Origin of the sequence: Mycobacterium pinniadriaticum, assembly GCF_026242045.1 — a bacterium.
GTDB classification, from domain to species: domain Bacteria; phylum Actinomycetota; class Actinomycetes; order Mycobacteriales; family Mycobacteriaceae; genus Mycobacterium; species Mycobacterium pinniadriaticum.
Genome location: NZ_JAPJDO010000008.1, coordinates 68,772 through 89,368, shown reverse-complemented (window position 1 = coordinate 89,368; position 20,597 = coordinate 68,772). Strand labels below are relative to the sequence as shown.

Here is a 20,597-nt window from a genome sequence, read left to right as displayed (position 1 = left end):
CCCGCCCGATACGGTGTAGCACGTGAGCCCACGCGATGTTGACGCCGACTTCCTGGCCCTGCCCCGCCATGCGCTCGCCGACGCGGCCCTGTCAGCGGCCCGCGCGGCCGGCGCCAGCTACGCCGACCTGCGTATTCACGCCATCACCAGCGAAGTGGTGCAGCTGCGCGACGGTGAGCTGCAGAGTGCGGTGACCGACCGGGAGATCGGGTTGGCGGTGCGGGTGATCGTCGACGGCACCTGGGGCTTGGCCTCGCACGCCGAACTCGACCCCGGGGTCGCCGCCGATACCGCCCGCCGCGCGGTCGAGGTGGCGACCTCGTTGGCGGTGCTGAACGCCGAGCGCATCGAGCTGGCGCACGAGCCCGTCTACACCGACGCGACCTGGGTGTCGACCTACGTGATCGACCCGTTCACGGTGCCGACCGCCGACAAGATCGCGCTGCTGGGGGAGTACTCGGGCCGGCTGCTGGCTTCCGACGGGGTCGACCACGTATCGGCGATGGCCAACACGGTCAAGGAGCAGGTGTTCTACGCCGACACCTTCGGCTCGTCGATCACCCAGCAGCGGGTGCGGGTGATGCCGGCGCTGGAGGCGGTGGCCGTCGACGCCGCCGCCGGCAGCTTCGAGTCGATGCGGACGCTTGCCCCGCCGATGGCCCGCGGCTGGGAGGCCCTGGCCGGCGACGACGTGTGGGACTGGAGCACGGAGCTGGCCGAGTTGCCCATCCTGCTGGCGGAGAAAACCAAGGCGCCCAGCGTGGTCGCCGGCCCGACCGATCTGGTGATCGACCCGACCAACCTGTGGCTGACCATTCACGAATCCATCGGGCACGCCACCGAATACGACCGTGCGATCGGCTACGAGGCGGCCTACGCCGGCACCTCGTTCGCCACCCCCGACAAGCTGAACACCATGCGCTACGGCTCCCCGGTGATGAACGTGACCGCCGACCGTACCGTCGAATACGGGTTGGCCACAATCGGATACGACGACGAAGGGGTGGCAGCCCAAAGTTGGGATCTGGTGCGCGACGGCATTTTCGTCGGCTATCAGCTCGACCGGGTGTTCGCGCCGCGGCTGGGTCAGGCCCGATCCAACGGCTGCTCGTACGCCGATTCGGCGCACCACGTCCCGATCCAGCGGATGGCCAATGTCTCACTGCAGCCCGGCGCCGAGGATCTGAGCACCGACGATCTGATCGGCCGGGTCGATGACGGCATCTACATCGTCGGCGACAAGTCCTGGTCGATCGACATGCAGCGCTACAACTTCCAGTTCACCGGCCAGCGGTTCTACCGGATCCGGAACGGTCGGCTGGACGGCCAGCTGCGCGATGTCGCCTACCAGGCCACCACCACCGACTTCTGGAACTCGATGGAAGCCGTCGGCGGGCCGTCGACCTGGCGTCTGGGCGGGGCGTTCAACTGCGGCAAGGCCCAGCCCGGTCAGGTCGCCGCCGTCAGCCACGGCTGCCCGTCGGCGCTGTTCCGCGGGGTGAACGTGCTCAACACCCGTGAGGAGGCCGGTCGATGAGCGCCAGCGAAGAGGCCAAATCGGGGTGGAGTCGATGAGCGCCAGCGAAGAGGCCAAATCGGGGTGGAGCCGATGATCCCCGCACAGCAGGTCGTCGAACTGGCGCTGCAGGCCGCCACCGTCGACGAGACCGTCGTCATCGTCACCGACCGCGCCGAAGCCTCCCTGCGCTGGGCCGGCAATTCGATGACCACCAACGGTGTCTCGACGACGCGTATCACCACGGTGATTTCCATTGTGCGCAAAGGCGATACCTCGCACACCGGCGCGATCCGCACCAGCGACGTCGATCCGGCGGCGATTCCGCTCCTGGTGGCCGCCGCCGAGCAGGCCGCGCACGCCGCGCCCAACGCCCGCGACAGCGCACCGTTGCTGCCGGGCGAGGGGATCCCGGACGACTGGAACGCACCGGTGCCCGAGACCGGTGCCGCGGTGTTCGCCGACGTCGCCGACTCGCTGTCGGCGGGTTTCGGGCGTGCCGACCGGCTCTACGGCTACGCCCACCACCTCGTCGAGACCACCTTCCTGGCCACCTCCACCGGGATCCGCCGACGCTTCACCCAGCCGACCGGGACCGTGGAGATCAACGCCAAACGCGACGGCGCCAGCGCGTGGGCGGGGGTGAGCACACCGTGGTTCGTCGAGGTCGGAACCGATGCGCTGCTGGACGATCTGGCGATGCGCCTGGGTTGGGCCAGCCGTACCGTCGAGTTGCCCGCGGGCCGCTACGAGACACTGATGCCGCCCTCGACGGTGGCGGACATGATGATCTACCTGGGCTGGTCGATGGATGGCCGCGGCGCGGAAGAGGGCCGCACCGCACTGTCGGCCCCCGGCGGTGGCACCCGGGTGGGGGAGAAGCTCACCGGGCTCCCGCTGACGATGTACTCCGACCCGTTCGCCGCGGGCCTGCAGTGCGCACCGTTCGTCGCCGCCGCCGGCAGTTCGGAATCGGTCTCGGTGTTCGACAACGGGATGGACATCGGCCGGGTCGACTGGATCCGCGACGGCGTCATCAACGCGCTGGCCTACCCGCGCGCGGCGGCGGCCGAGTTCGGGACGGCGCCGGCGGTGCCCGCCGACAACCTGCTGATGACCGGTGGCAGCGCCGATTTGGCCGACATGATCGCGGCCACCGAACGTGGCCTGCTGTTGACCACGCTGTGGTACATCCGCACCGTCGATCCGACCACCCTGCTGCTGACCGGATTGACCCGCGACGGTGTCTACCTGATCGAGGACGGTGAGGTCACCGCCGCGGTGAACAACTTCCGGTTCAACGAGAGTCCGTTGGATCTGCTGCGGCGGGCCACCGAGGCGGGCGTGGCCGAGCAGACGTTGCCCCGCGAGTGGGGGGACTGGGCGACCCGCGCGGTGATGCCGACGCTGCGAATCCCCGACTTCCACATGTCGTCGGTCAGCCAGGCGCAATAATCCAAGGATGGCTGACGATCTTGACGTAGTGCTGGCCGACCTGGTGGTGCAGTCACCGGTCGACCAGCAGCGGTTGGTGGGACTGGTCCGTGCGACCTGCGGCCAGACGTTGTCGCTGCCGCCGCTGCCCGCGCAGACGCCGGTGCGAGCGCCGGAGACGGACGCCGAGAAGGTGGTGGCCGAATTCGCCGAGCAGTTCAGCGTCGACGTGTCGGCGGTGTCGGATCGCCAGCGCGAATCGCTGACCACCCTGGGCCCGGCGATGTTCGGGGCGGTGGTGCAGATGTTCGTCGCCGACTTCCTGCCGCGGGTGCGGGGCGGTCTGGAGGTGCTCGGCCTGCCGGTCGACTGGGTGCCCGCCGCGCCGGTGTGGGATGCCGGCATCGACGCCGCCGACGTGCTGTTCAACCGCCTGCTGCCCGGGGTGGCGCGGCTGCGGTCGCTGGATCCGGTGACCACCGAGGTGGTGCGGTTGCGCGGGGCGGTCGCGCATAACTGCCGGCTGTGCAAATCGCTGCGGGACGGCAACGCCCTGGACGCCGGCGGCAGCGAGTCGCTGTATCAGGACATCGAGCACTACGAGTCCTCGGAGCTGCTGACCGACGGGCAGAAGGCGGCGTTGCGGTACGCCGATGCGCTGATCTGGTCGCCGGCCCGCATCAGCCAGTCGGTGGCATCCGGTGTGCGCGAGCACTTCTCGCACGAGCAGGCCCGCGAGCTGACTCTGGATGTGATGCGCAACGCGAGCAACAAGATCGCGGTGGCGCTGAAGGCCGACGCGGCCCGCGTCGAAGAGGGGACCGAACGCTATTTCATCGACGCGGACGGTCAGACGCAGTTCGCCTGAGTCCTATTCCGGCTTCTGGTCGTAGACATCGACGCGCCAGGTGCCGTCGACGACGCTGAGCTGGTTCCAGCAGGCTGTGCGCTGCGGCGCGTCGATCAGGGTCGGGTCGAGCTGGCTGAGCAACGCCCGGTTGAACGCGTCATGCGAGACGAGAACCAAAGGACCGCTGTCGTATTCGGCGACCAACTCGGTGAAGGCGGACACCGCGCGCTGGCGGACGGCAGCCAGCGGCTCGACTCCCGGCGCGTTGTCGATACTGCCGTAGTGGGCGATGACATCCGCGCGTTTGGCCCCGGTGTGCGGTCCGTAGTCGCGGTCGTTGAGGCGATCGTCGACGGTGGCCGCGATCCCGGCGGCGTCGGCGATTGATTGCGCGGTGGCCACCGCACGCTTCAGGGGGCTGCTGATCACGGCCACCGGCCTTGTCGGGCCGAGGACCGCAGCCAGCCGGGCTGCTTCGGCTACCCCCACCTCGTCGAGCGGCGGATCGCTGAGCCCGCGCATCCGGTCCTCGGCGTTGAGTGCGGTGCGGCCATGGCGGGCCAGATACACGGTGGTCACTGCGGGGTGGGTGATCTCGGACTCCTTCACTGCTGAGCCAACGCGCGTAACGCGGCGTCGACGTCGTCGTCGGTGGTGGCCCACGAGCAGACGAACCGTACCGCCGGCTTGTGTGGGTCCGGTGCGTGCACGGCGAACTGCTGGCGTACAGCGATCAACGCTTCGGGGGTCAGGTCGACGAACACTTCGTTGGCTTCGGTCGGGGAGCTCAGGTGCAGGCCCAGGGCCGTCATCCCGCTGCTGAGCCGCGTGGCCATGGCGTTGGCATGGGCGGCGGCTTCGAGCCATTCACCGTCAGCCAACATGGCGTCGAATTGCGCTGAGACATAGCGGTGTTTGCTCGCCAGGTGGCCGATCTGCTTCTGCACGAACTCGATACCGGCGAAGTGCTCGGGACGGCGCACCAGGATCGCATCACCGAACAGCATGCCGTTCTTGGTGCCGCCGATGGTGACGATATCGGCGTCACCGACTGCCTGTGCCGGCGGGACATCGAGGGCGGCAATGGCATTGGCGACACGTGAGCCGTCGACGTGGACCAGCAGGTCGAGCTCGTGGGCGTGGTCGACGAACTCCGCGATGGCCTCGGTCTGCCAGACCCGCCCGTTCTCGGTGGACTGGGTGATGGTGACGATGCGCGGTTGGGAGTGGTGGACGTCGCCCCGGCGGGTGACGCGGCGATCCAGCAGGGTGCGGTCGATGATGCCGTCGTCGCTGGGCAGCGCGACCAGGCTGGCGCCGGAAACCAGGACGGGACCGCCGGCCTCGTCGAGCAGGCTGTGGGCGATGTCGCTGCAGAGGATCTCGTGCCAGGGCCGGACCGCGGCGGTCAGCGCGATGATGTTGGCGCCGGTGCCGGTGAACGCGAACAGGACGTCGCCGTTGGGGCAGTCGAAGGTTTCTCTGATCCGCTCGGCGGCGCGCTCGGTGATCGGGTCGTCGCCGTAGGATGGGGTGGTGCCGTCGTTGACGGCCAGGATCGCGTCGAGCGCTTTGGGATGTGCGGGGGCGGCGTTGTCGGAGGCGAAGGCGGTGGACACGGCGGGCACCCTGTCCATGATGTCACTGCCCGTGGGCGGAGTACCGTGGGCGCGGCGCGGCATGGGACCATGGTGGCCGCGATATGCGCCAGGGGGCGGTAGCTCAGTTGGTTAGAGCCGTGGACTCATAATCCATTGGTCGCGGGTTCGAGCCCCGCCCGCCCTACTTCAGAGCCTGTTTGACCTCGGCTGACGTTTGGCGCTCTCTGGACGAGGGAGTGGTGCGTGGCTGCCCACCCGCGTCGACCCACGGCAGCCGGCTCCGGTGGCGAAGCGAGTTCAGTGACGTGGCTTACGAAATTTCTAGTCGTGCCTGAGGCCGGGGTAGGGTTCCGACCGGCAGAGGCCGACGCCACCCACGCCGAATCGGCCGCAAGGCCCGACGGGTTTCGCAGCGTCGAGACTGTCAATTCTGCGCATTGGAACTGTGGCTGCGCCCTGCGGTTCGCACTCAATCGAACGGAATGCTGTGTCTTCTCGAGAGCTTTCGCCTGCGCCGACTGTGCGCGAGGCAGGCGATCCCAGTACATCGGTGATCGCGGCGCTGCGGTCACCCACGCGACTCAAGACCGAAGTGCTCGCCGGGTTGGTGGTGGCACTCGCGTTGATTCCGGAGGCAATATCGTTCGCCATCATTGCCGGGGTCGATCCCCGCGTAGGGCTGTTCGCCTCGTTCACGATGGCGGTGACCATCGCCCTTGTCGGTGGTCGCCCCGCGATGATCTCAGCAGCGACCGGATCAATCGCCCTAGTGATCGCGCCTCTGGCCCGCCAATATGGTCTCGACTACCTCGTGGCGGCGGTTCTGCTCGCGGGAGTTCTGCAGATTCTGCTCAGCGTGCTGGGTGTCGCCCGGTTGATGCGATTCATTCCGCGCAGCGTGATGGTCGGATTCGTCAACGCGCTGGCGATTCTGATCTTCACCTCACAATTGCCTCATCTGCTGGGCGTGCCCACGCTGGTGTATCCGTTCGTAGCCGTCGGTCTGGTCATCATGGTTTTCCTGCCGAAACTGACAACGATGGTTCCAGCCCCTCTGATCGCGATCGTGCTCCTGACCGTTGTCGCGATTGTCTTCTCAGTGCGAATACCCACCGTGGGCGATGAGGGTGAATTGCCGTCGAGCCTGCCGACACTGTTCTTCCCCGATGTGCCGTTCACCTGGGCCACCCTGTCGATCATCGCGCCCTACGCCTTGGCGATGGCGCTGGTGGGCCTGTTGGAGTCGCTGATGACGGCCAAATTGGTCGACGACATCACCGACACCCACAGCAACAAGACCCGCGAAGGCTGGGGCCAAGGCGTCGCCAATGTCGTCACCGGCCTATTCGGCGGCATGGGTGGTTGCGCGATGATCGGCCAAACCATGATCAACGTCAAGGTTTCCGGTGCCCGCACCCGCATCTCGACGTTTCTGGCCGGGTTGTTCCTGTTGGGTCTGGTCGTCGGTCTGGGCGATATTGTGGCGCTGATTCCGATGGCCGCACTGGTGGCCGTGATGATCATGGTTTCGGTCGGCACGATGGATTGGCACAGCATCGCGCCGACAACGCTGCGTCGGATGCCGCGCAGCGAAACGCTGGTGATGCTGTCCACGGTCGCGGTCACCGTTGCCACGCACAACCTCGCGTACGGCGTCATCGTCGGGGCGCTGACCGCCGTCGTGCTCTTTGCTCGCCGCGTCGCCCACCTGGTCACCGTCGAGAAAATCACCGAGCCCGACGAGCAGGGTAGTGGTCGCGCCGTCGACTCCGTGACATATCGGGTGAGAGGTGAGCTGTTCTTCGCATCCAGTAACGACCTGGTCTATCAGTTCAACTACACCGACGACCCGCCCAACGTAGTGATCGACATGTCGCAGTCGCACATCTGGGACGCCTCGACCGTGGCCGCCCTGGATGCGGTGACTACGAAGTATCACGCCAGGGGAAAGCACGTCGAGATCGTCGGCCTCAATACCGATTCCGCCGACCGGCACGACCGGCTCTCCGGAATGCTGGGTGCCGCGCACTGAGATCGGTGAGGAACGGCGAAAGCCCGCCCTACTTCAAGAGGCCTTCCGGCCCCGATGTCAGCTGGCAGTGGGTTGCGGGCACTTGCCGTCGATGACCAACGGCAGGTTGATCGTCAACGCCTGCAACGTGCCCCCGGTGTCGTTGGTGCCGCCCGCCATGATGCATTTGCCCTCGACGATGGCGTCAGCGCTCGCGCGGTGCCGATCGGCGAAGACGGTCGTGTCGTCGACCTGAACCGTGGTTGTCTCAGTGCTTCCGTCGGCGCCGATGGTGGTGACGACGACCGTGTTGTCACCGACGGAATCGACCGTGCCGCGGAAGCCGCCCAGCGGACTGCGCGGCAGCCCTCCGTTGTCAGCGCCACCGGTCTTCTCGCACTTACCGCTACTGGACGCGCCGACTACGACCGCCGCCGCGGTGACGGTGCTGCCTTCTGCTCCGCTTGCGGGCCTGATGGTGACACACAAGCCCGTGGTGATGTCCGTCAGCTTGGCGGGTGTCAACTCCATGATCTTCGTCGACGGGGAGAAGGCCACCGCCGAGGATCCCTGCGGCCCGGTCACCTGGATCGTCGTGCCCGACACCGATGCGATCGACCCCACGACCTCGTCCTCACCGTTGACCTTCTCTTGAGATGGGGGCGACGCTGCCGCCGATGTGGTGCTCGGCGCCACAGCCGATGTGGTGTTCGGTGTCGTCGAAGATGAGCTTGGCGCAACGTTATTGGATGAGTTGCAGGCGACGGCCGACAATGCGGTGACCCCGACGATCGCTAGCATCGAGTAGCGGGTGATCGCTGCTTTTGGCATGGCTGCTCCTCACCGACGTTGGTGAATCGACACTATCGGCGGCACTGCCTGGCTGTGACGCGCTGAATTGAACAACGCGCGAATTTCGGTCACCGCCGTTGCGGCGGTGAGCGCGGCTGGTCCAGCTCAGATCAGCGAGCCGGTACAGGATCGGTATCGCAGCCGTGTTGTTCGCCTCGAAATTGGCCAGCACATAGCGGCGGAACGAGGGCTTGAACACCAAGGACGGCAGGATGTTGCGCAGCTTGTCCCAGCGGCAGTGATTGATCACTGTGTTGTCGGTGTCCGACCCTTCCTGGGGCAGCAACAGGATCGAGTTGTGGAGGCCTGAGCGCTACAAATTCGACGTGTCTCTGAAGGACAACGCGGCATCGTCGAGGTCCGGCATGAATTAGTCATCCAGAAGTGCGGGCAAGTACCGCCGACAATTCTGCGAAATCCGCGCTGACCTGCGGCCCTGCTCGCTTACGCTGCAGCTGGCCTACCAGCGGGGTGTGGCCAGAAGGAGCGCGCCGCTATGGAAATTGTCAGCACGCGAGCGATCGTGCGGGTCACGGCGGCCGCCGTGGCGCTCGGATTGGTCGTCGCCGGTTGCGGTAAGGACGACAGTTCGTCCTCGTCATCGGAGACGAGCACGACGACGTCGACAACGACGACCACCTCGGCGGCCGAGACCGCCAGCGCTGAGGCGACAGCGGATGAGGCCACGCCGGATTACGCGTCGCTGCTCATCACCGCCGCCGACCTTCCGCCCATCGGTACGTCGCCGTGGACGGGCGATGAGCCGAAGGTGACCATGACGCCGCCGCCACCAGACGTGACCCAGACCTTCACGTCGGGAACCAATGCCATCAACGTCTCGGTGATCATCGCCGACGACCCCTCGCAGGCCGCCACGGCGCTGACCGGCGCCGCGAACAGCGTGCCGTCTCAGGTGACCGGCACGCCGACACCGCTGCCGGGTATCACCCCCGACGCGCAGGCCACCATCGGCACGTCGCCGGACGGCAAGTCCGCGATGGCGGCATTGCTGTTCACGGTGGACCGGACCGTCGTGGTGATGGTGTTCGGTAGCGGACCCGATGACCTCAGCCCGGTCCCGCAGGACTACATCGAGACCGTCGGGAAGGCCCAGGTCGCCGCGATCGAGTCCGCTCTGCCCGACCTGGAGTGAGTACTCGGTGGCGGGAAACCCAGCGCTGCCGCCTTCGGACCGTTGGTCCGCGACACCGATGACCAAAGTCCATAGCCGCCCGTCGCGATGCTTGCCAGAGTCGGATTAGCGGGCCGCCGGACGAGACGGCGGTCACGCCGGGGACGGGGGGTCGCCATGCGCAAGGCCGGCCTATCGATCGCGTTGAGCGTGACGGCGCTCGGCGTCGCGATGCTCTTGGCGTTCATGCCGATCACCTCGGTGGCGATCGCTCTCGCGGCGACGGCGCTGTACATGGGCGGCACCGGCCATCCGTTGAGTGTTCCGCAGGACACACCCGCCTACATCGCAAGCTACGTGGACGACGCGGGCACCACGTACGTCGCGCCGTCGGGACTGTGCGTGGGAGGCAGCCCGGGCTGTTCCCCGGTGGCGGTCTACACCCCCGAACAATTTCCGATCGCCACGGGTCTGCCGTCCCTGACGTTCGACGAGTCCGTCGCGATCGGCCTGGCGAATCTCGACGGCTGCCTGCGTGGCGCGCCGTGCACCGTCACCAAACCACCGTTCACCACGACCGGGCCGCCGGAGGTGGTGGCGGACACCTCCTATGTCGTGTACGGGTATTCGCAGAGCGCCACCATCTCCGCGCAGGAGAAATACGACCTCATCGCCCACCCGCCGCCGGTCGGTACGACGATCAGTTTCGTGCAGACCTCGAACCCGAACCGGCCCAACGGCGGAATCCTCGAACGCTTCGTCGGCGCCTACATACCCCTACTCGGCGTGACCTTCGACGGGGCGATGACCACGAACTCGCCACAGCCGACGCCGCTGACCACCGTCGACGTGGCTCACCAATACGATCCGGTCGCCGACTTCCCGACCAATCCGCTCAATCTGGTAGCCGACCTGAACGCGCTGTTCGGGTTCTTGTACTTCCACCCCGAAACCGCCTACTTCGCCGTGAATACCGTTGAGCTCCAAGGCCAATACCAAGACACGACCTACTATCTGGCGCCCGCCGAGACGTTGCCGCTGCTGATGCCGATCGAGCAGATTCCGCTCATCGGCCCACCGCTGGCGGCGACGCTCGATCCGCCGCTGCGGGTCCTGGTGGAAGCGGGTTACGACCGCACCGTCAACCCGGGCCAACCGACGCCGGCCAAGTACCTCTACTTCCCGGGCCCCCTCAAGACCGCGATCAACTTTCTGGTTGCGATCCCGACGGGATGGGACAACGGAATCGCTGCGATCACCGGCAATCCGGCGAACCGCCCGTTTCATACCCAACCCCAGGGGACATACGGTGTCGGCGGCCCGCCGGTCGACACCGGAGCGGTGGATCCCTATGGTCCGCCGACGCCGTACACGCCGGCACCCCTGCCCCCCGCATCGTCTGCCGCCACCAGTCAGCGCGAGCAGAAGCAGAGCAGGCCGGTCGCCGCGATCCGTCATCGGCCCACGCGGCAGGCGCCCGCCAGCCGCCCGGGCAACCGGGCAGCGCCGGGATTGGCGGGGTCCGGTCGCGCGCGCGTCCCGCACAGCACAGTGAGCAAGTCGCGCTCACCACATCGGCTCGCGCACTGATCACACCGTCGCCGGCACCCGCTCCCGCGCCACAGCGTTACGCATCTCGGTCCGCAATGTGGTGAAGTCCGAAATCGTCTTGGCGGCAACGGTGGCCACCGGGCGCGCGTTGCGGCTGCTGGCTTCGGTCTTGGACACCATGATCACACTGTCGATGTAGGGCTGAATCGTGGTGGCGTTCTGCACGGTTGCCACGATGACCAGCTGGAAGCCGAACTTGCGGAACGCCTGCAGCGCCTGCTGGGCGAACTGCGGATCCGACTTGGAGAACGCCTCGTCGAGCATCAACTGCGCGAAAACCGGTTTGTTGTCCGAACTCTCGGCGGTAGCCGAAAATTGGGACTGCGCGGGGCTGGCCAGGTTGAAGCTCAGCGCCCCGGCCAGACAGAACGCCATCAGCTTCTCCTGCTCGCCACCGGAGTTGTCCCCGGCGTTGCTGTGGGTGCGGATCAATTCCTCGGTGCGGACATCCCATTCGGCGCAGTCGAAGGTGAACCGGTTGCGAACGTCCAGCGCGTCGCGGGTCCAGGCCTTGTCCTCTGGCGCCGTGGAGGCCAGCCGGTTGCGCAGCCGCAGGATGTCGGCGTACTGGTCGAGGATCGCCTGCTTGTCGCCCAGTCCGACCTCGGCGATGCGCCGGGAGATGGCCCGCACAATCTCGGTCAGTTCGGCGACCGCGGTCAGGCTGCGCGGCGTCGCGCGCAGCGTCAACCGGGTGCCGCTGTTGAACTCCACCGCCCCCAAACCGGTGTTGACCCGGTCGATCTGGTCGCTGATCCGTCGGGCCTCCTGCTCGGCCACCCGGTGCAGCGTCAGGATCGCGTCGGGTGCCTGTTCGGTGACCAGCCGCATCATCCGCTCGTAGGCCTCCGGCAGTTCCCGTTCGTCGATGTGCCGGCACAGCGCCACATAGTCGTGCACCCGCTCGTCGAACACGTCGCTGTCGTTGGGGATCGCATCGGGAAACGCGGTGTCGAAGGTGTTCAGGATGCGGGCCAGCTCATCGTAGGAGCGCCTGCGACTTTCGCGCAGCTGCTCACGCTCGCGCCGGATGGCGGTGAACACCGCCTCGCGGTGCGGCTCGGGACTGAGCACCTCCAACGTCACGGGGACGTCGGCGGCGTAGCGGTTCAGCAGCTCGGTCAGCGGTTCGGACACGAACGCCGGGGCCAGCCGGTCCTGCAGTTCCAGCAGCTGTGTGCGCCGGCTGTCCAGATCATCGCGGCGGGTCTGGATGGCGCCGCGGCGCGTCATCAGCGTCTGGATGTCCTCCCACACCTCGTCGGCACGGGCGTTGAGCGCCTCGATATCGGGGTTGTCGGCCAACAAGAGCTCGTATTGTTCGCGCAGCCGGTCGGCGTGCCAGTCGGCGGTGTCGATATCGACCTGATTCCACTGCGGAAACTGATCGCAGATCGCCTTGCACGCCGCGGCGCGGTCACGCCAGCGCTGGCGTTGGGCCGCAATCTCATCGGCGGCGCGGCGGGCCTGTTGATAGGCCTCTTCGGCGGAGGCGAGGTCGACGGTCAGCGCGTCGATCTTGGCTCGCACATCGCCTTGGTAGATGTAGTCGGACTGCCGCAACGGGCGCCGGTCGTCCTTGACGGCCAGCCGCTCGGAGTCCTTGTACAGGCCCGCGTCGGTGACCGCGCGCCGGAAGCGGGAGAACACATCGGGGGTGTCCACGCAGATGTGGTCGCCCGCCGCGGCGACGACATCGGCGGCCTCGGCGGCGCACGGATGAGCCGGGTCGACGACGAACAGCTTGCCGGCCAACGTGTTCGGCTCGGCATCGACGGGAGCGGTACCGACCAGCCCGGCGCGGACGTGGTGCAGTTGCAGTCGCCCGCCCATGTTGGTCTCGTTGACGAACCGCAGGACCGCGGCATACTGCTCGTCGGGGACCAGCAGCCGTAGCCCCACGCCGCGCAGCACCTTCTCGACCGCCACCCGCCAGCGGCTCTGATCGGGTCGCAGATCCATCAGTTCGGCGACGTAGGGCAGCTCGCTCGGCTCGACACCGACCGCGGCGCAGATGTGCTCGCGCATGCTGATCGCGAACTCGGGGAGTGCCGACCCGACGTGCTCGACGCGTTTGAGCTCTTTGGCGGCGTCGTCGCGGGCGATGCGCGCCGCCTTCTGCGCGTACTCGGCGTCGGTGGACGCCTCCCGGCCGCGGTCCAGTTTGGCCTGCAGTTCGGTGACTTCGGTGCTGAGTTCCTCGCGCAGATTCCAGAACTCGTCGGCGTGATCGGGTACATCGATGTCCTGCGCGGTCAGCATCGATTCGTAGGCGGCCCGCCGCCGGGACACCTGCTCGGCCTGCGCCTCGGCGCCGGCAACCTGTGACTGCAACGGTCCCAGGCTGGCGCTGGACCCGCTGATCTGGGCGTTGAGGGAATCTCCCTCGGCCTTGGCGAGATTGAGCTGGCGGGTGACGTCCTCGTACTCGTTGCCCAACTGGTCGATAGTCGTGTCCAGCGCTGCGATCTGCGGCGCGCACTGGGCCAGCCGCACGTGGTCGGTATAGGCCCGCACCATCGGCTGATCGACCAGGTCGATGATGCCCAGGTCGGAGGACTCCGAGGCGTAGCGCTGCTGGATCTTCTCGATATCGCCGAGGATCTTGCGTTTGCGCTGCGCGACGGCCAGCAACTCGCGGGCCTCCACCAGCGGGTCGATCTGCTTGAGCGCCTCGGGTAACCGGGTCAGGCTACTCGGCTCGTCGAGCATGAATTCGCGAACGAATTGTTCCAGCCCACCAACACTTTTCAGAGACTTGGCCTTGCCCAGCAACTGCTGCGCTGCGTCAGAAGCGCGGATGCCGATGGTGGCGTACAACTGGGCCAGGTATTGCGACTCGACCTTGGTGGAGAATCGCCACTCGTCGTCCTTGAACACCGTCGAGTCGAATCGTCCGGCCGCCCAGCGGTTGCAGACGTCCTCGATGTTGCGGTCGCCGTCGGCGAGGACGAACCGGCTCGACGAGTCCGACCTGGACTCGCCCGTCAGCCATTTCAGCACCAGGCCGGTGACGGTCCGGCCGGTATTGCTGGTGTAGCTGACGGCTACCGCCGACCAGGCGGTACCCTCGCCGCGCAGGTACATCACCTTGCTGGCGCCGGCGTCGCTGCGCTGACCCCAGGCGCCGCGAACGTACTTGTCGACGGTGCGCCGGCCTGCATTGGATCCCGCGGCCGAATTGTCGCCGGAGGCGTTGAAGTTGCGCCGGTTGAACGGCAGAAAGCCCAGCGAAATCGCGTCGAGCAGTGAGGATTTCCCGCTGCCGGAGGCGCCGGCGATCAGCGCGCCGCCGACGCTGAACGGGATGTCGTGGTATCCGTCGAAGACACCCCAGTTGATGACCTGCAGCCGCGACAAGTGGAACTGTTCAGCCATCCTGCGGGGTCTCCTGTTCGTCGCGGTCCGGTGCGGCACCGCCGGACAGCAGCATCTCGAACTGCTGATGCAATTCGGTGATCACCGAGGCGGTCATCACGGCGTTGATCACCGGGCTGACGGTGTAGCTGTCCTCGTCGTCGCGGGTCTTGCGCAGGATCTCCAGCGCTGCCAGGCGCGCGATCGCCGCGTCGATGCGCGCGGTGAAGGTGACGGTGTCCCGGTCGACGTCATTGAGTACGCCGGAGAACAGCCCGTGCACCTCCTCGCGGCTGATCAGCACGGACTGGCCGCCCGCCGCGCGCATCATCTGCGCCAGGTGCAGCGCCAGGATCGAGTCGTAGGTGCCCAGCGGCTCGCGCCGCAAAAGCTTGACGCCCCTGGCGGATTCGTAGCGGGCCTGTTCGATGAACGCGATGTCGGTACCGTCGACGATACGCAACAGCAGGTCGAGCTCGGACAGCCGTACCGACAGCTGCGCGCGGTATTCGAGCACCCAGCTGTACACGTCGGGGTCGGCCTCGGCGCTGATATAGCGGCGGGTCAGCAGCTGCTGCAAGGCCCAGCACGCCCGGTCGGGCAACTCGCTGACATCGCCGTCGAAGCGCGGACGGCGCTGGTGTGGGGTGCGCGCGGTCTGATCGACCTGGGGCAGCGAACTGAGCGCAGTGATGTCCACCTCGGAGACGTCGGTCATGCGCCGCTCCTCCTCATCGCTTCGCTCTGCATCGTCGCCGGCGGGGTCACGCGCCGCTCCTCCTCATCGCTTCGCTCTGCATCGTCGCCGGCGGGGTCATGTGCTGGCCCCCAACAGGCTGGAGATCGGTTCGGTGAACACCAGGTGCGGAACCTCCATCTCGCGGTCGCGGCCGTCCAGCGACTGGAACCGGACGGTGACCGACTCGGTCGCCCGTGCGGCTGTGTCCGTTTGTGAGGGCTGTTTGAGCGCCCAGGACCACAACACTATGACGTGTCCCAGGTAGGCGGCATCGAGCATCTGGACAGCCTCGGGCAGGGACACCGGCCCACCGGCGTTCAGTGCGGTGTTGATCATCTCCGACATCGCCGGGGCGTCGACCTGGGTGGTCAGTGCGGCGAAGCTGGACAGATCGAGCTCGCCCTCAGCGGCCTGGGCGGGTTTCGGGTTGGACAGGTCCCCGATCCGGAAGCTCAGTGCGCCAATCGAACTGATGGTGTGCCGGGCAAGGGGGAGCTCGATATCCAGACGCGAGTCGGTCAGTGAGCTCTTCAGCAGGGCGCGCGCGGCGCCGATCGCGTCGCCCAGCTGACGGGCCACGCCGCGGCTCTGTTCCAGGGTGCCGAATGCGGTGAACCGTTTGACCCGCTGGGCGCAGCGTTGCTGGATGCGTTCCACCTCGTCGATCTGCTGTCCGACGAGCTCGAAGAAGCCGGCCATCACCTTGCGTAGTGCGGGATCCAGGGCGGGCAGCGCGTGGGCGACGGCGGCGACGTCGGCCTCGAATTCGGCACGCTGGTCGGGGTCGTTGATCATCCGCAGGAAGGCGCGGTGCGAGTCCCGGCCCTGGGAGTCCCATGCAGCCTGGTAGTCGGCGTACATCTGGCGCTGCCGGTCGCGGTAGGCGACGTTGGAATCGATCGGTTCGTCGAGAGCGGCGGTGGCCCGTTCGATCATGGTGCCGTACTGGCCGATGTCGGTGATCAGCCGCTCCATCTGCAACGCGATCGCGTGGGCTTCGTCGTACATGTCGGTCATGTCGACGTCGGCGGTCCGGTCGGTGATGTCCTCGCCGCGTTCGAGCGCATCGAGTTCGGCTTGCAGGGCGGCGATTTCGGCCTGGATCCCGGCGCGGATCCGGACTGGGTCGTTGCCCACCCGCAGGGCGATCTGCTTGAGGCGCGAGGCGATGCCGTTGATCGACCCGCCGGTGGCGATGGTGTCCTGGCGGCGCAGGCCGCGCAGGAAGTCCAGGGCCCGGCGCGCCTCCTGGGTCAGGTAGCACAGATTGCGTTCGATGCCGGTGCGCTGATCGGCCACCCGATGCAACCAGCCCTGGCTGGCCCAGCTCTTGATCAGACCCAGGCCGGACTGCTCGCCGCCGGGTCGGCCGAGCGCGTCGAGGTCGCGTTCGAGGCGCACCACCAGTTCGGTTTCGCTGATGACGCCCGCGCTGAGGTGGCGTTCCATCAGGGTGGCGTAGGCACCGAGATTGAGTGTGGCCAGCAGCCGGATCGCGGGGGAGGCCTGGATGTCGCGGTTGATGTCGAGGAGGTCAGCGGCCGACAAGCTGGTGTCGTCGTCCACCCGGGTTCCCCTCCTCGATGTAGTTGGTCGGACGCTCCAAGATAGGCCACCGCGCCGACATCGGACCGCGCCGTGGGTGGGTGTCGAGGGCGTGTCGGAAAAGGTCTGTCACAGGCGTCCCAGAGGCCACGCCGGCCCCAGGTGGACCTTCGCGAGCGTGCGGTTGGGGACGGCTGCCGCGGCGTGTCGCCGGCCCGACACGCACACTCGTCGCACACTTGAGCGGTCAGTCCACGAAGTCGATGCGGACGCTGATGGGATCGGACTGCAGTGCCCGGAATGTGGCCGTCACCAGGGGTGCCAATAGTGGCGACGTCGCGAAGGTCCGTGCCCGCGCGGCCGGGTCGTCGTCGGGGACGAAACGTGCGGTGCCACTGCGCCACCGATGTCCTTGGCGGATGCGCACCTGCGGATCATCGGCGACGTTGAGCGCCCAACCGGATCGGTGTCCGTGCTGGGAGATGACCCACGCGCCGGTCGTGTCGAAGCGGGCGGAGACGGGTACCGATCGCCAGCGGCCCGACTTCCTGCCCATCGTTTGGAGCTCGGTCGCGAAGGTGGTGCGCACCCCCAGGCGGCGAAGCAATCCCACGGTCGGATTGGCGACGTATCGGCCGACGATCCGTTCGCGCCGGAATTTTCGCAGGGCCGGATCGGTCATGGCGGCTTCCTTCCTCGTATCGAGAGTAGACCGATCGATCTACTAGCCTGACGATAGTAGACTGATTGGTCTAGTGCAACGGACGGAGGCGGCGGTGTCTGCTCGGCAACGGTTGATCGACACCACCATCGAGCTGGTCCGCCGACATGGCGTGGGCAGTACGAGCGTCTCGCAGATTCTTGAACACAGTGGCCTGGCCCGCCGGACGCTGTACCTGAACTTTCCCGACGGCAAGCCCGAATTGATCGCCGCGGCAACCGAATCCGCCGCGGCGTCCTTCACGTCAATGCTCGAGGAGATGGTCGCCGACGGTGATCCGATCGCGACCGTCGATGCGTTCGTGCGGGCGTGGGAGGCCGTGCTGGGCGACAGTGACTACCTGGCCGGATGCCCAATGGTGGCCGTGACACTGGGGGGTTCGGAGGCGCCAGCGGCGGCTGCAGTCGCGGCGAACGCGTTTGCGCAGTGGGTGGGCCTCATGGCGTCGCGATTCGAGCGGGCCGGACTGGACCCGGCGGCGGCGCAGGATCTTGCCACCACCGTCGTCGCAGCCATCGAAGGGGCCGTGATCATGTCGGTGGCGGCTCGCTCGCCGATTCCGTTGCAGCGAGCGGGGCGAGACCTCGCGGTGCTGGTCGGCGCGAGGCTTGCTGGCGGTTGATCCGGGTTGCGGCGTGCCACCGGGTATTGCGGAATCGGGCACTATGGTCTGCGTGCCTTTGTTCCATTTGCTCACGCACAGAGTGGGATTCGAGACGAACTGACATCAACGACCGTCGCCACGATTGACGCCTTGCGGTCTGGCTACAAGCGAGAGGTGTTGCGGCAAGCGGCGCGGTGGGGTTACGAGGATGCGGTCTAGAAGCTATCTGTTCGCTAGCGATCTGCTAGCAATTTGCATGCACGCTGGATACGCTCGAGGTATGCGCACTCTGCACCTTCGTAACGTCCCTGACGATGTCATGGATCGACTCGAACGGATGGCGCGCGCTGCCGGTACCTCGGTAACAGCTGTCGCGATCCGCGAACTCGACGCCGCAACTCGCCGGGTCGACAACGCCGCGCTGATCGCCACCTTGCCTGATCTGCGCATCCCGACCGAAGTCATCATCGATCAGTTGGAGTCCGAACGCAGATGATCGTCATCGACGCGTCGGCCGCAGTTTCGGCGCTGTTGAATGAGGGTCAGGCACGCCGACTCCTCGCAGTCGAATCCGTCCATGCGCCACACCTGGTAGATGCGGAGGTGGTCAGCGTATTGCGTCGCCAGGTCCTTGCCGGTTTGCTGGCTTCAGACCACGCGCGCCGGGCACTGACTGTCTGGACGGGGCTCGGGTTGACACGTTACGCTGCTGCACCTCTACTCGCGCGTATCTGGGAACTTCGCTCTGCTGTAACAGCTTACGACGCAATGTATGTCGCGCTCGCGGAGAATTTGGACTGTGCCCTTGTCACGGCAGATGCTCGGCTGTCCGGAGCAAACGGACCTCGGTGCGCGGTCACGGTCGTGCCGCGGTGATCGCCACCTCACCGTCGCGAGTGTGCGTTTAGGTGCGGCTGCCACGGTGTGTCGCGGGACCGACACGCACGCTCGCGGCTAACCCGGATTTTTCGCATGATGTTGTGAGTTTCGGGGTGTAGATGCGCGAAAGTGCCTGTCCTGCAAGGGATAATCGGACTTCTCTAGGGTTCGATATCGCTGACGGGAAGGCACCTCGCGGGTGAAGAATATCGCGGCCGGATCACGGGTGAAAGTGTCGGCTGACGGCCACGGCGTCGTGTCGCACGCGGGCATGGGCATGCTGCGCGAACTAGCCGACCGTACCGGGTTATCGGCGCAGGTCACCGGGGTGTTGGCCGACACGTACCGGGGCCCGTGGGTGTATGCGCCCGGCGATGTCTTCGCCGATCTGGTCGCCGCGGTCGCCGACGGCGCAGACTGCATCGACGGCGTCGGCCAGTTGTGTGGCGATCGTGAGCACGTGTTCGGGGCGAAGGCCTCGACGACCACGATGTGGCGGCTGGTCGACCAGCGGATCGACTCCGCTCACCTGCCCGGTATCCGCACTGCCCGAGGCGTGGCCAGGGCGGCGGCGTGGTCGGCGGGAGCCGCGCCCGCAGCTGGTCAGTGGTTGCACATCGACATCGACGCCACCCTGGTGGCTGATCACTCCGACAACAAGGAGCTGGCGACGCCGACCTGGAAGAAGACCTTCGGCCTGCATCCACTCCTGGCGTTTCTGGATCGCCCGGAAATCTCCGGGGGTGAAGCACTGGCCGGACTGCTGCGCACCGGCCGTGCCGGCTCCAACACCGCCGCCGACCACATCACCGTTCTTGCCCAGGCGCTGGCGGCCCTGCCGCCGCACTGGCGTCCCGACCCGCACAACCCCGCTGCGCCGAGGGTGTTGGTGCGTTGTGACACCGCCGGGTCCACCCACGACTTCGCTGATGCGTGCCGGGCGGCCGGGGTGGGGTTCTCCTTCGGCTATTCCGTTGACTGGCGCGTGCAGGACGCGGTGGACACCCTCAACCTCGGCGATGCCTGGTATCCGGCAATCGACGCCGACGGCGGCCTGCGTGACGGCGCGTGGGTCGCCGAAGCCACCGATCTGGTCAACCTCAGTAGCTGGCCGCCGGGCACCCGGTTGATCCTGCGCAAGGAACGCCCCCACCCCGGAGCGCAGTTGCGGTTCACCGACGCCGACGGCATGCGGGTCACCGCGTTCATCACCGACACCCCGACCGGTGTCGTGGCAGGCCAAGTCGCCGGCCTGGAACTACGGCATCGTCAGCACGCCCGTGTCGAAGACCGCATCCGCGAACTCAAGAACACCGGCCTGCGTAACCTGCCGTGCCACGCCTTCTCGGCCAACGCCGCCTGGCTGGAAATCGTGCTGGCAGCCGCTGACCTCGTCACCTGGTGCCGACTCATCGGATTCGCCGCCCATCCCGACCTGGCCCGCGCCGAGATCACCACCTTCCGCTACCGAGTCCTGCACGTCGCCGCCCGCATCACCCGCAGCGCACGACAGGTACGGCTGCGCATCGACGCCACCTGGCGCTGGACCGCGATCATCGCGACCGCCTGGCAGGCCATCCGCACCGCATTCGGCTGACCCCGACATCCCGTGACCGAACTACCACGAAAGACTCACTGGCCCTGGGAAAGCCCGCCCAACCCGGCGACAAGGGATCACCCCAACGCGACCCCGACCCACTCACGCGGCTCATCACACCCGCAGCGCCACCGAACACCGTCCACGC

18 protein-coding genes and 1 tRNA gene are annotated in these 20,597 nt (G+C 67.0%); 11 read left to right on the top strand and 8 right to left on the bottom strand.

Annotated features, from left to right (window positions below):
• The first annotated feature begins 22 nt into the window (after positions 1 to 22).
• The 3 genes from ORI27_RS11700 (at position 23) to ORI27_RS11690 (ending at position 3,818) form a co-directional block, all read left to right on the top strand.
• Entirely contained in the window at positions 23 to 1,537 is a 1,515-nt protein-coding gene (locus tag ORI27_RS11700; protein WP_265997008.1) for a TldD/PmbA family protein, read from the top strand.
• Between the two features lie 72 nt (positions 1,538 to 1,609).
• Positions 1,610 to 2,971, top strand: a complete 1,362-nt coding sequence (locus ORI27_RS11695; RefSeq protein ID WP_265997007.1) for a metallopeptidase TldD-related protein — start codon at positions 1,610 to 1,612, stop codon at positions 2,969 to 2,971.
• A 7-nt stretch (positions 2,972 to 2,978) separates the two neighbouring features.
• Positions 2,979 to 3,818, top strand: coding sequence for a carboxymuconolactone decarboxylase family protein (locus ORI27_RS11690; protein WP_265997006.1), 840 nt, complete (start codon positions 2,979 to 2,981; stop codon positions 3,816 to 3,818).
• Between the two features lie 3 nt (positions 3,819 to 3,821).
• On the opposite strand, the gene ORI27_RS11685 is transcribed toward ORI27_RS11690, so the two are convergent.
• Together ORI27_RS11685 and ORI27_RS11680 are read right to left on the bottom strand one after the other, a co-directional pair.
• Entirely contained in the window at positions 3,822 to 4,409 is a 588-nt protein-coding gene (locus ORI27_RS11685; RefSeq protein WP_265997005.1) for a histidine phosphatase family protein, read from the bottom strand.
• Positions 4,406 to 5,437 (bottom strand): threonine aldolase family protein, encoded by a 1,032-nt coding sequence (locus tag ORI27_RS11680; protein ID WP_265997142.1) that lies wholly within the window; start codon positions 5,435 to 5,437, stop codon positions 4,406 to 4,408. Before ORI27_RS11680 ends, ORI27_RS11685 begins: the two co-directional genes overlap by 4 nt.
• Before the next feature lie 74 nt (positions 5,438 to 5,511).
• Here ORI27_RS11680 and ORI27_RS11675 point away from each other — a divergent pair.
• Together ORI27_RS11675 and ORI27_RS11670 are read left to right on the top strand one after the other, a co-directional pair.
• Positions 5,512 to 5,585, top strand: a tRNA-Ile gene (locus ORI27_RS11675).
• Between the two features lie 336 nt (positions 5,586 to 5,921).
• A complete protein-coding gene (locus tag ORI27_RS11670; RefSeq protein ID WP_407666285.1) occupies positions 5,922 to 7,433 on the top strand; it encodes a SulP family inorganic anion transporter in 1,512 nt (503 codons plus the stop codon).
• 57 nt (positions 7,434 to 7,490) lie between these two features.
• Here ORI27_RS11670 and ORI27_RS11665 read toward each other — a convergent pair whose 3' ends face one another.
• Positions 7,491 to 8,036, bottom strand: a complete 546-nt coding sequence (locus ORI27_RS11665) for a DUF5666 domain-containing protein (RefSeq protein WP_265997003.1) — start codon at positions 8,034 to 8,036, stop codon at positions 7,491 to 7,493.
• Positions 8,037 to 8,154: 118 nt separating this feature from the next.
• Positions 8,155 to 8,550, bottom strand: a complete 396-nt coding sequence (locus tag ORI27_RS11660; RefSeq protein WP_265997001.1) for a hypothetical protein — start codon at positions 8,548 to 8,550, stop codon at positions 8,155 to 8,157.
• A gap of 210 nt (positions 8,551 to 8,760) precedes the next feature.
• On the opposite strand from ORI27_RS11660, the gene ORI27_RS11655 reads away from it, so the two are divergent.
• Positions 8,761 to 9,417: a hypothetical protein gene (locus ORI27_RS11655; protein WP_265997000.1), complete on the top strand. Its 657-nt coding sequence runs from the start codon at positions 8,761 to 8,763 to the stop codon at positions 9,415 to 9,417.
• Positions 9,418 to 9,573: 156 nt separating this feature from the next.
• Positions 9,574 to 10,986, top strand: coding sequence for a PE-PPE domain-containing protein (locus tag ORI27_RS11650; protein WP_265996999.1), 1,413 nt, complete (start codon positions 9,574 to 9,576; stop codon positions 10,984 to 10,986).
• Here the strand turns inward: ORI27_RS11650 and ORI27_RS11645 are convergent, their stop codons facing one another.
• From ORI27_RS11645 to ORI27_RS11630, 4 genes are all read right to left on the bottom strand, one after another.
• Positions 10,987 to 14,385: an ATP-binding protein gene (locus ORI27_RS11645; RefSeq protein ID WP_265996997.1), complete on the bottom strand. Its 3,399-nt coding sequence runs from the start codon at positions 14,383 to 14,385 to the stop codon at positions 10,987 to 10,989.
• Positions 14,378 to 15,082 (bottom strand): DUF4194 domain-containing protein, encoded by a 705-nt coding sequence (locus ORI27_RS11640; protein ID WP_265996996.1) that lies wholly within the window; start codon positions 15,080 to 15,082, stop codon positions 14,378 to 14,380. The genes ORI27_RS11645 and ORI27_RS11640 overlap by 8 nt, the downstream gene beginning before the upstream one ends.
• Positions 15,083 to 15,178: 96 nt before the next feature.
• The gene (locus ORI27_RS11635; protein ID WP_265996994.1) at positions 15,179 to 16,669 is read right to left on the bottom strand and encodes a DUF3375 domain-containing protein; all 1,491 of its coding nucleotides are present in this window, start codon (positions 16,667 to 16,669) and stop codon (positions 15,179 to 15,181) included.
• A 226-nt stretch (positions 16,670 to 16,895) separates the two neighbouring features.
• Positions 16,896 to 17,330 carry a nitroreductase/quinone reductase family protein gene (locus ORI27_RS11630; protein ID WP_265996993.1) on the bottom strand — a complete coding sequence of 145 codons (435 nt, stop codon included), beginning with the start codon at positions 17,328 to 17,330 and terminating at the stop codon, positions 16,896 to 16,898.
• A 94-nt stretch (positions 17,331 to 17,424) separates the two neighbouring features.
• Between ORI27_RS11630 and ORI27_RS11625 the strand changes: the two genes are divergently transcribed.
• The 4 genes from ORI27_RS11625 to ORI27_RS11610 all read left to right on the top strand — a co-directional run bounded on the left by ORI27_RS11625 (position 17,425) and on the right by ORI27_RS11610 (position 20,449).
• The gene (locus ORI27_RS11625) at positions 17,425 to 17,991 is read left to right on the top strand and encodes a TetR/AcrR family transcriptional regulator (protein ID WP_265996992.1); all 567 of its coding nucleotides are present in this window, start codon (positions 17,425 to 17,427) and stop codon (positions 17,989 to 17,991) included.
• 262 nt (positions 17,992 to 18,253) lie between these two features.
• Positions 18,254 to 18,469: an antitoxin gene (locus tag ORI27_RS11620; RefSeq protein WP_265996991.1), complete on the top strand. Its 216-nt coding sequence runs from the start codon at positions 18,254 to 18,256 to the stop codon at positions 18,467 to 18,469.
• Positions 18,466 to 18,849, top strand: coding sequence for a type II toxin-antitoxin system VapC family toxin (locus tag ORI27_RS11615; protein WP_265996989.1), 384 nt, complete (start codon positions 18,466 to 18,468; stop codon positions 18,847 to 18,849). Before ORI27_RS11620 ends, ORI27_RS11615 begins: the two co-directional genes overlap by 4 nt.
• Positions 18,850 to 19,051: 202 nt before the next feature.
• Positions 19,052 to 20,449: an IS1380 family transposase gene (locus ORI27_RS11610; protein WP_265996988.1), complete on the top strand. Its 1,398-nt coding sequence runs from the start codon at positions 19,052 to 19,054 to the stop codon at positions 20,447 to 20,449.
• The last annotated feature ends 148 nt before the right edge of the window (positions 20,450 to 20,597 follow it).

What these genes read in the sequence shown, in the direction of transcription:
- ORI27_RS11695 (WP_265997007.1), top strand. Translation starts at nt 1,610, where the DNA reads ATGATCCCCGCACAGCAGGTCGTCGAACTGGCGCTGCAGGCCGCCACC.
- ORI27_RS11615 (WP_265996989.1), top strand. Translation starts at nt 18,466, where the DNA reads ATGATCGTCATCGACGCGTCGGCCGCAGTTTCGGCGCTGTTGAATGAG.
- ORI27_RS11640 (WP_265996996.1), bottom strand. Translation starts at nt 15,082, where the DNA reads ATGACCGACGTCTCCGAGGTGGACATCACTGCGCTCAGTTCGCTGCCC.
- ORI27_RS11650 (WP_265996999.1), top strand. Translation starts at nt 9,574, where the DNA reads ATGCGCAAGGCCGGCCTATCGATCGCGTTGAGCGTGACGGCGCTCGGC.
- ORI27_RS11630 (WP_265996993.1), bottom strand. Translation starts at nt 17,330, where the DNA reads ATGACCGATCCGGCCCTGCGAAAATTCCGGCGCGAACGGATCGTCGGC.
- ORI27_RS11690 (WP_265997006.1), top strand. Translation starts at nt 2,979, where the DNA reads ATGGCTGACGATCTTGACGTAGTGCTGGCCGACCTGGTGGTGCAGTCA.
- ORI27_RS11655 (WP_265997000.1), top strand. Translation starts at nt 8,761, where the DNA reads ATGGAAATTGTCAGCACGCGAGCGATCGTGCGGGTCACGGCGGCCGCC.
- ORI27_RS11680 (WP_265997142.1), bottom strand. Translation starts at nt 5,437, where the DNA reads ATGGACAGGGTGCCCGCCGTGTCCACCGCCTTCGCCTCCGACAACGCC.
- ORI27_RS11620 (WP_265996991.1), top strand. Translation starts at nt 18,254, where the DNA reads ATGCGCACTCTGCACCTTCGTAACGTCCCTGACGATGTCATGGATCGA.
- ORI27_RS11645 (WP_265996997.1), bottom strand. Translation starts at nt 14,385, where the DNA reads ATGGCTGAACAGTTCCACTTGTCGCGGCTGCAGGTCATCAACTGGGGT.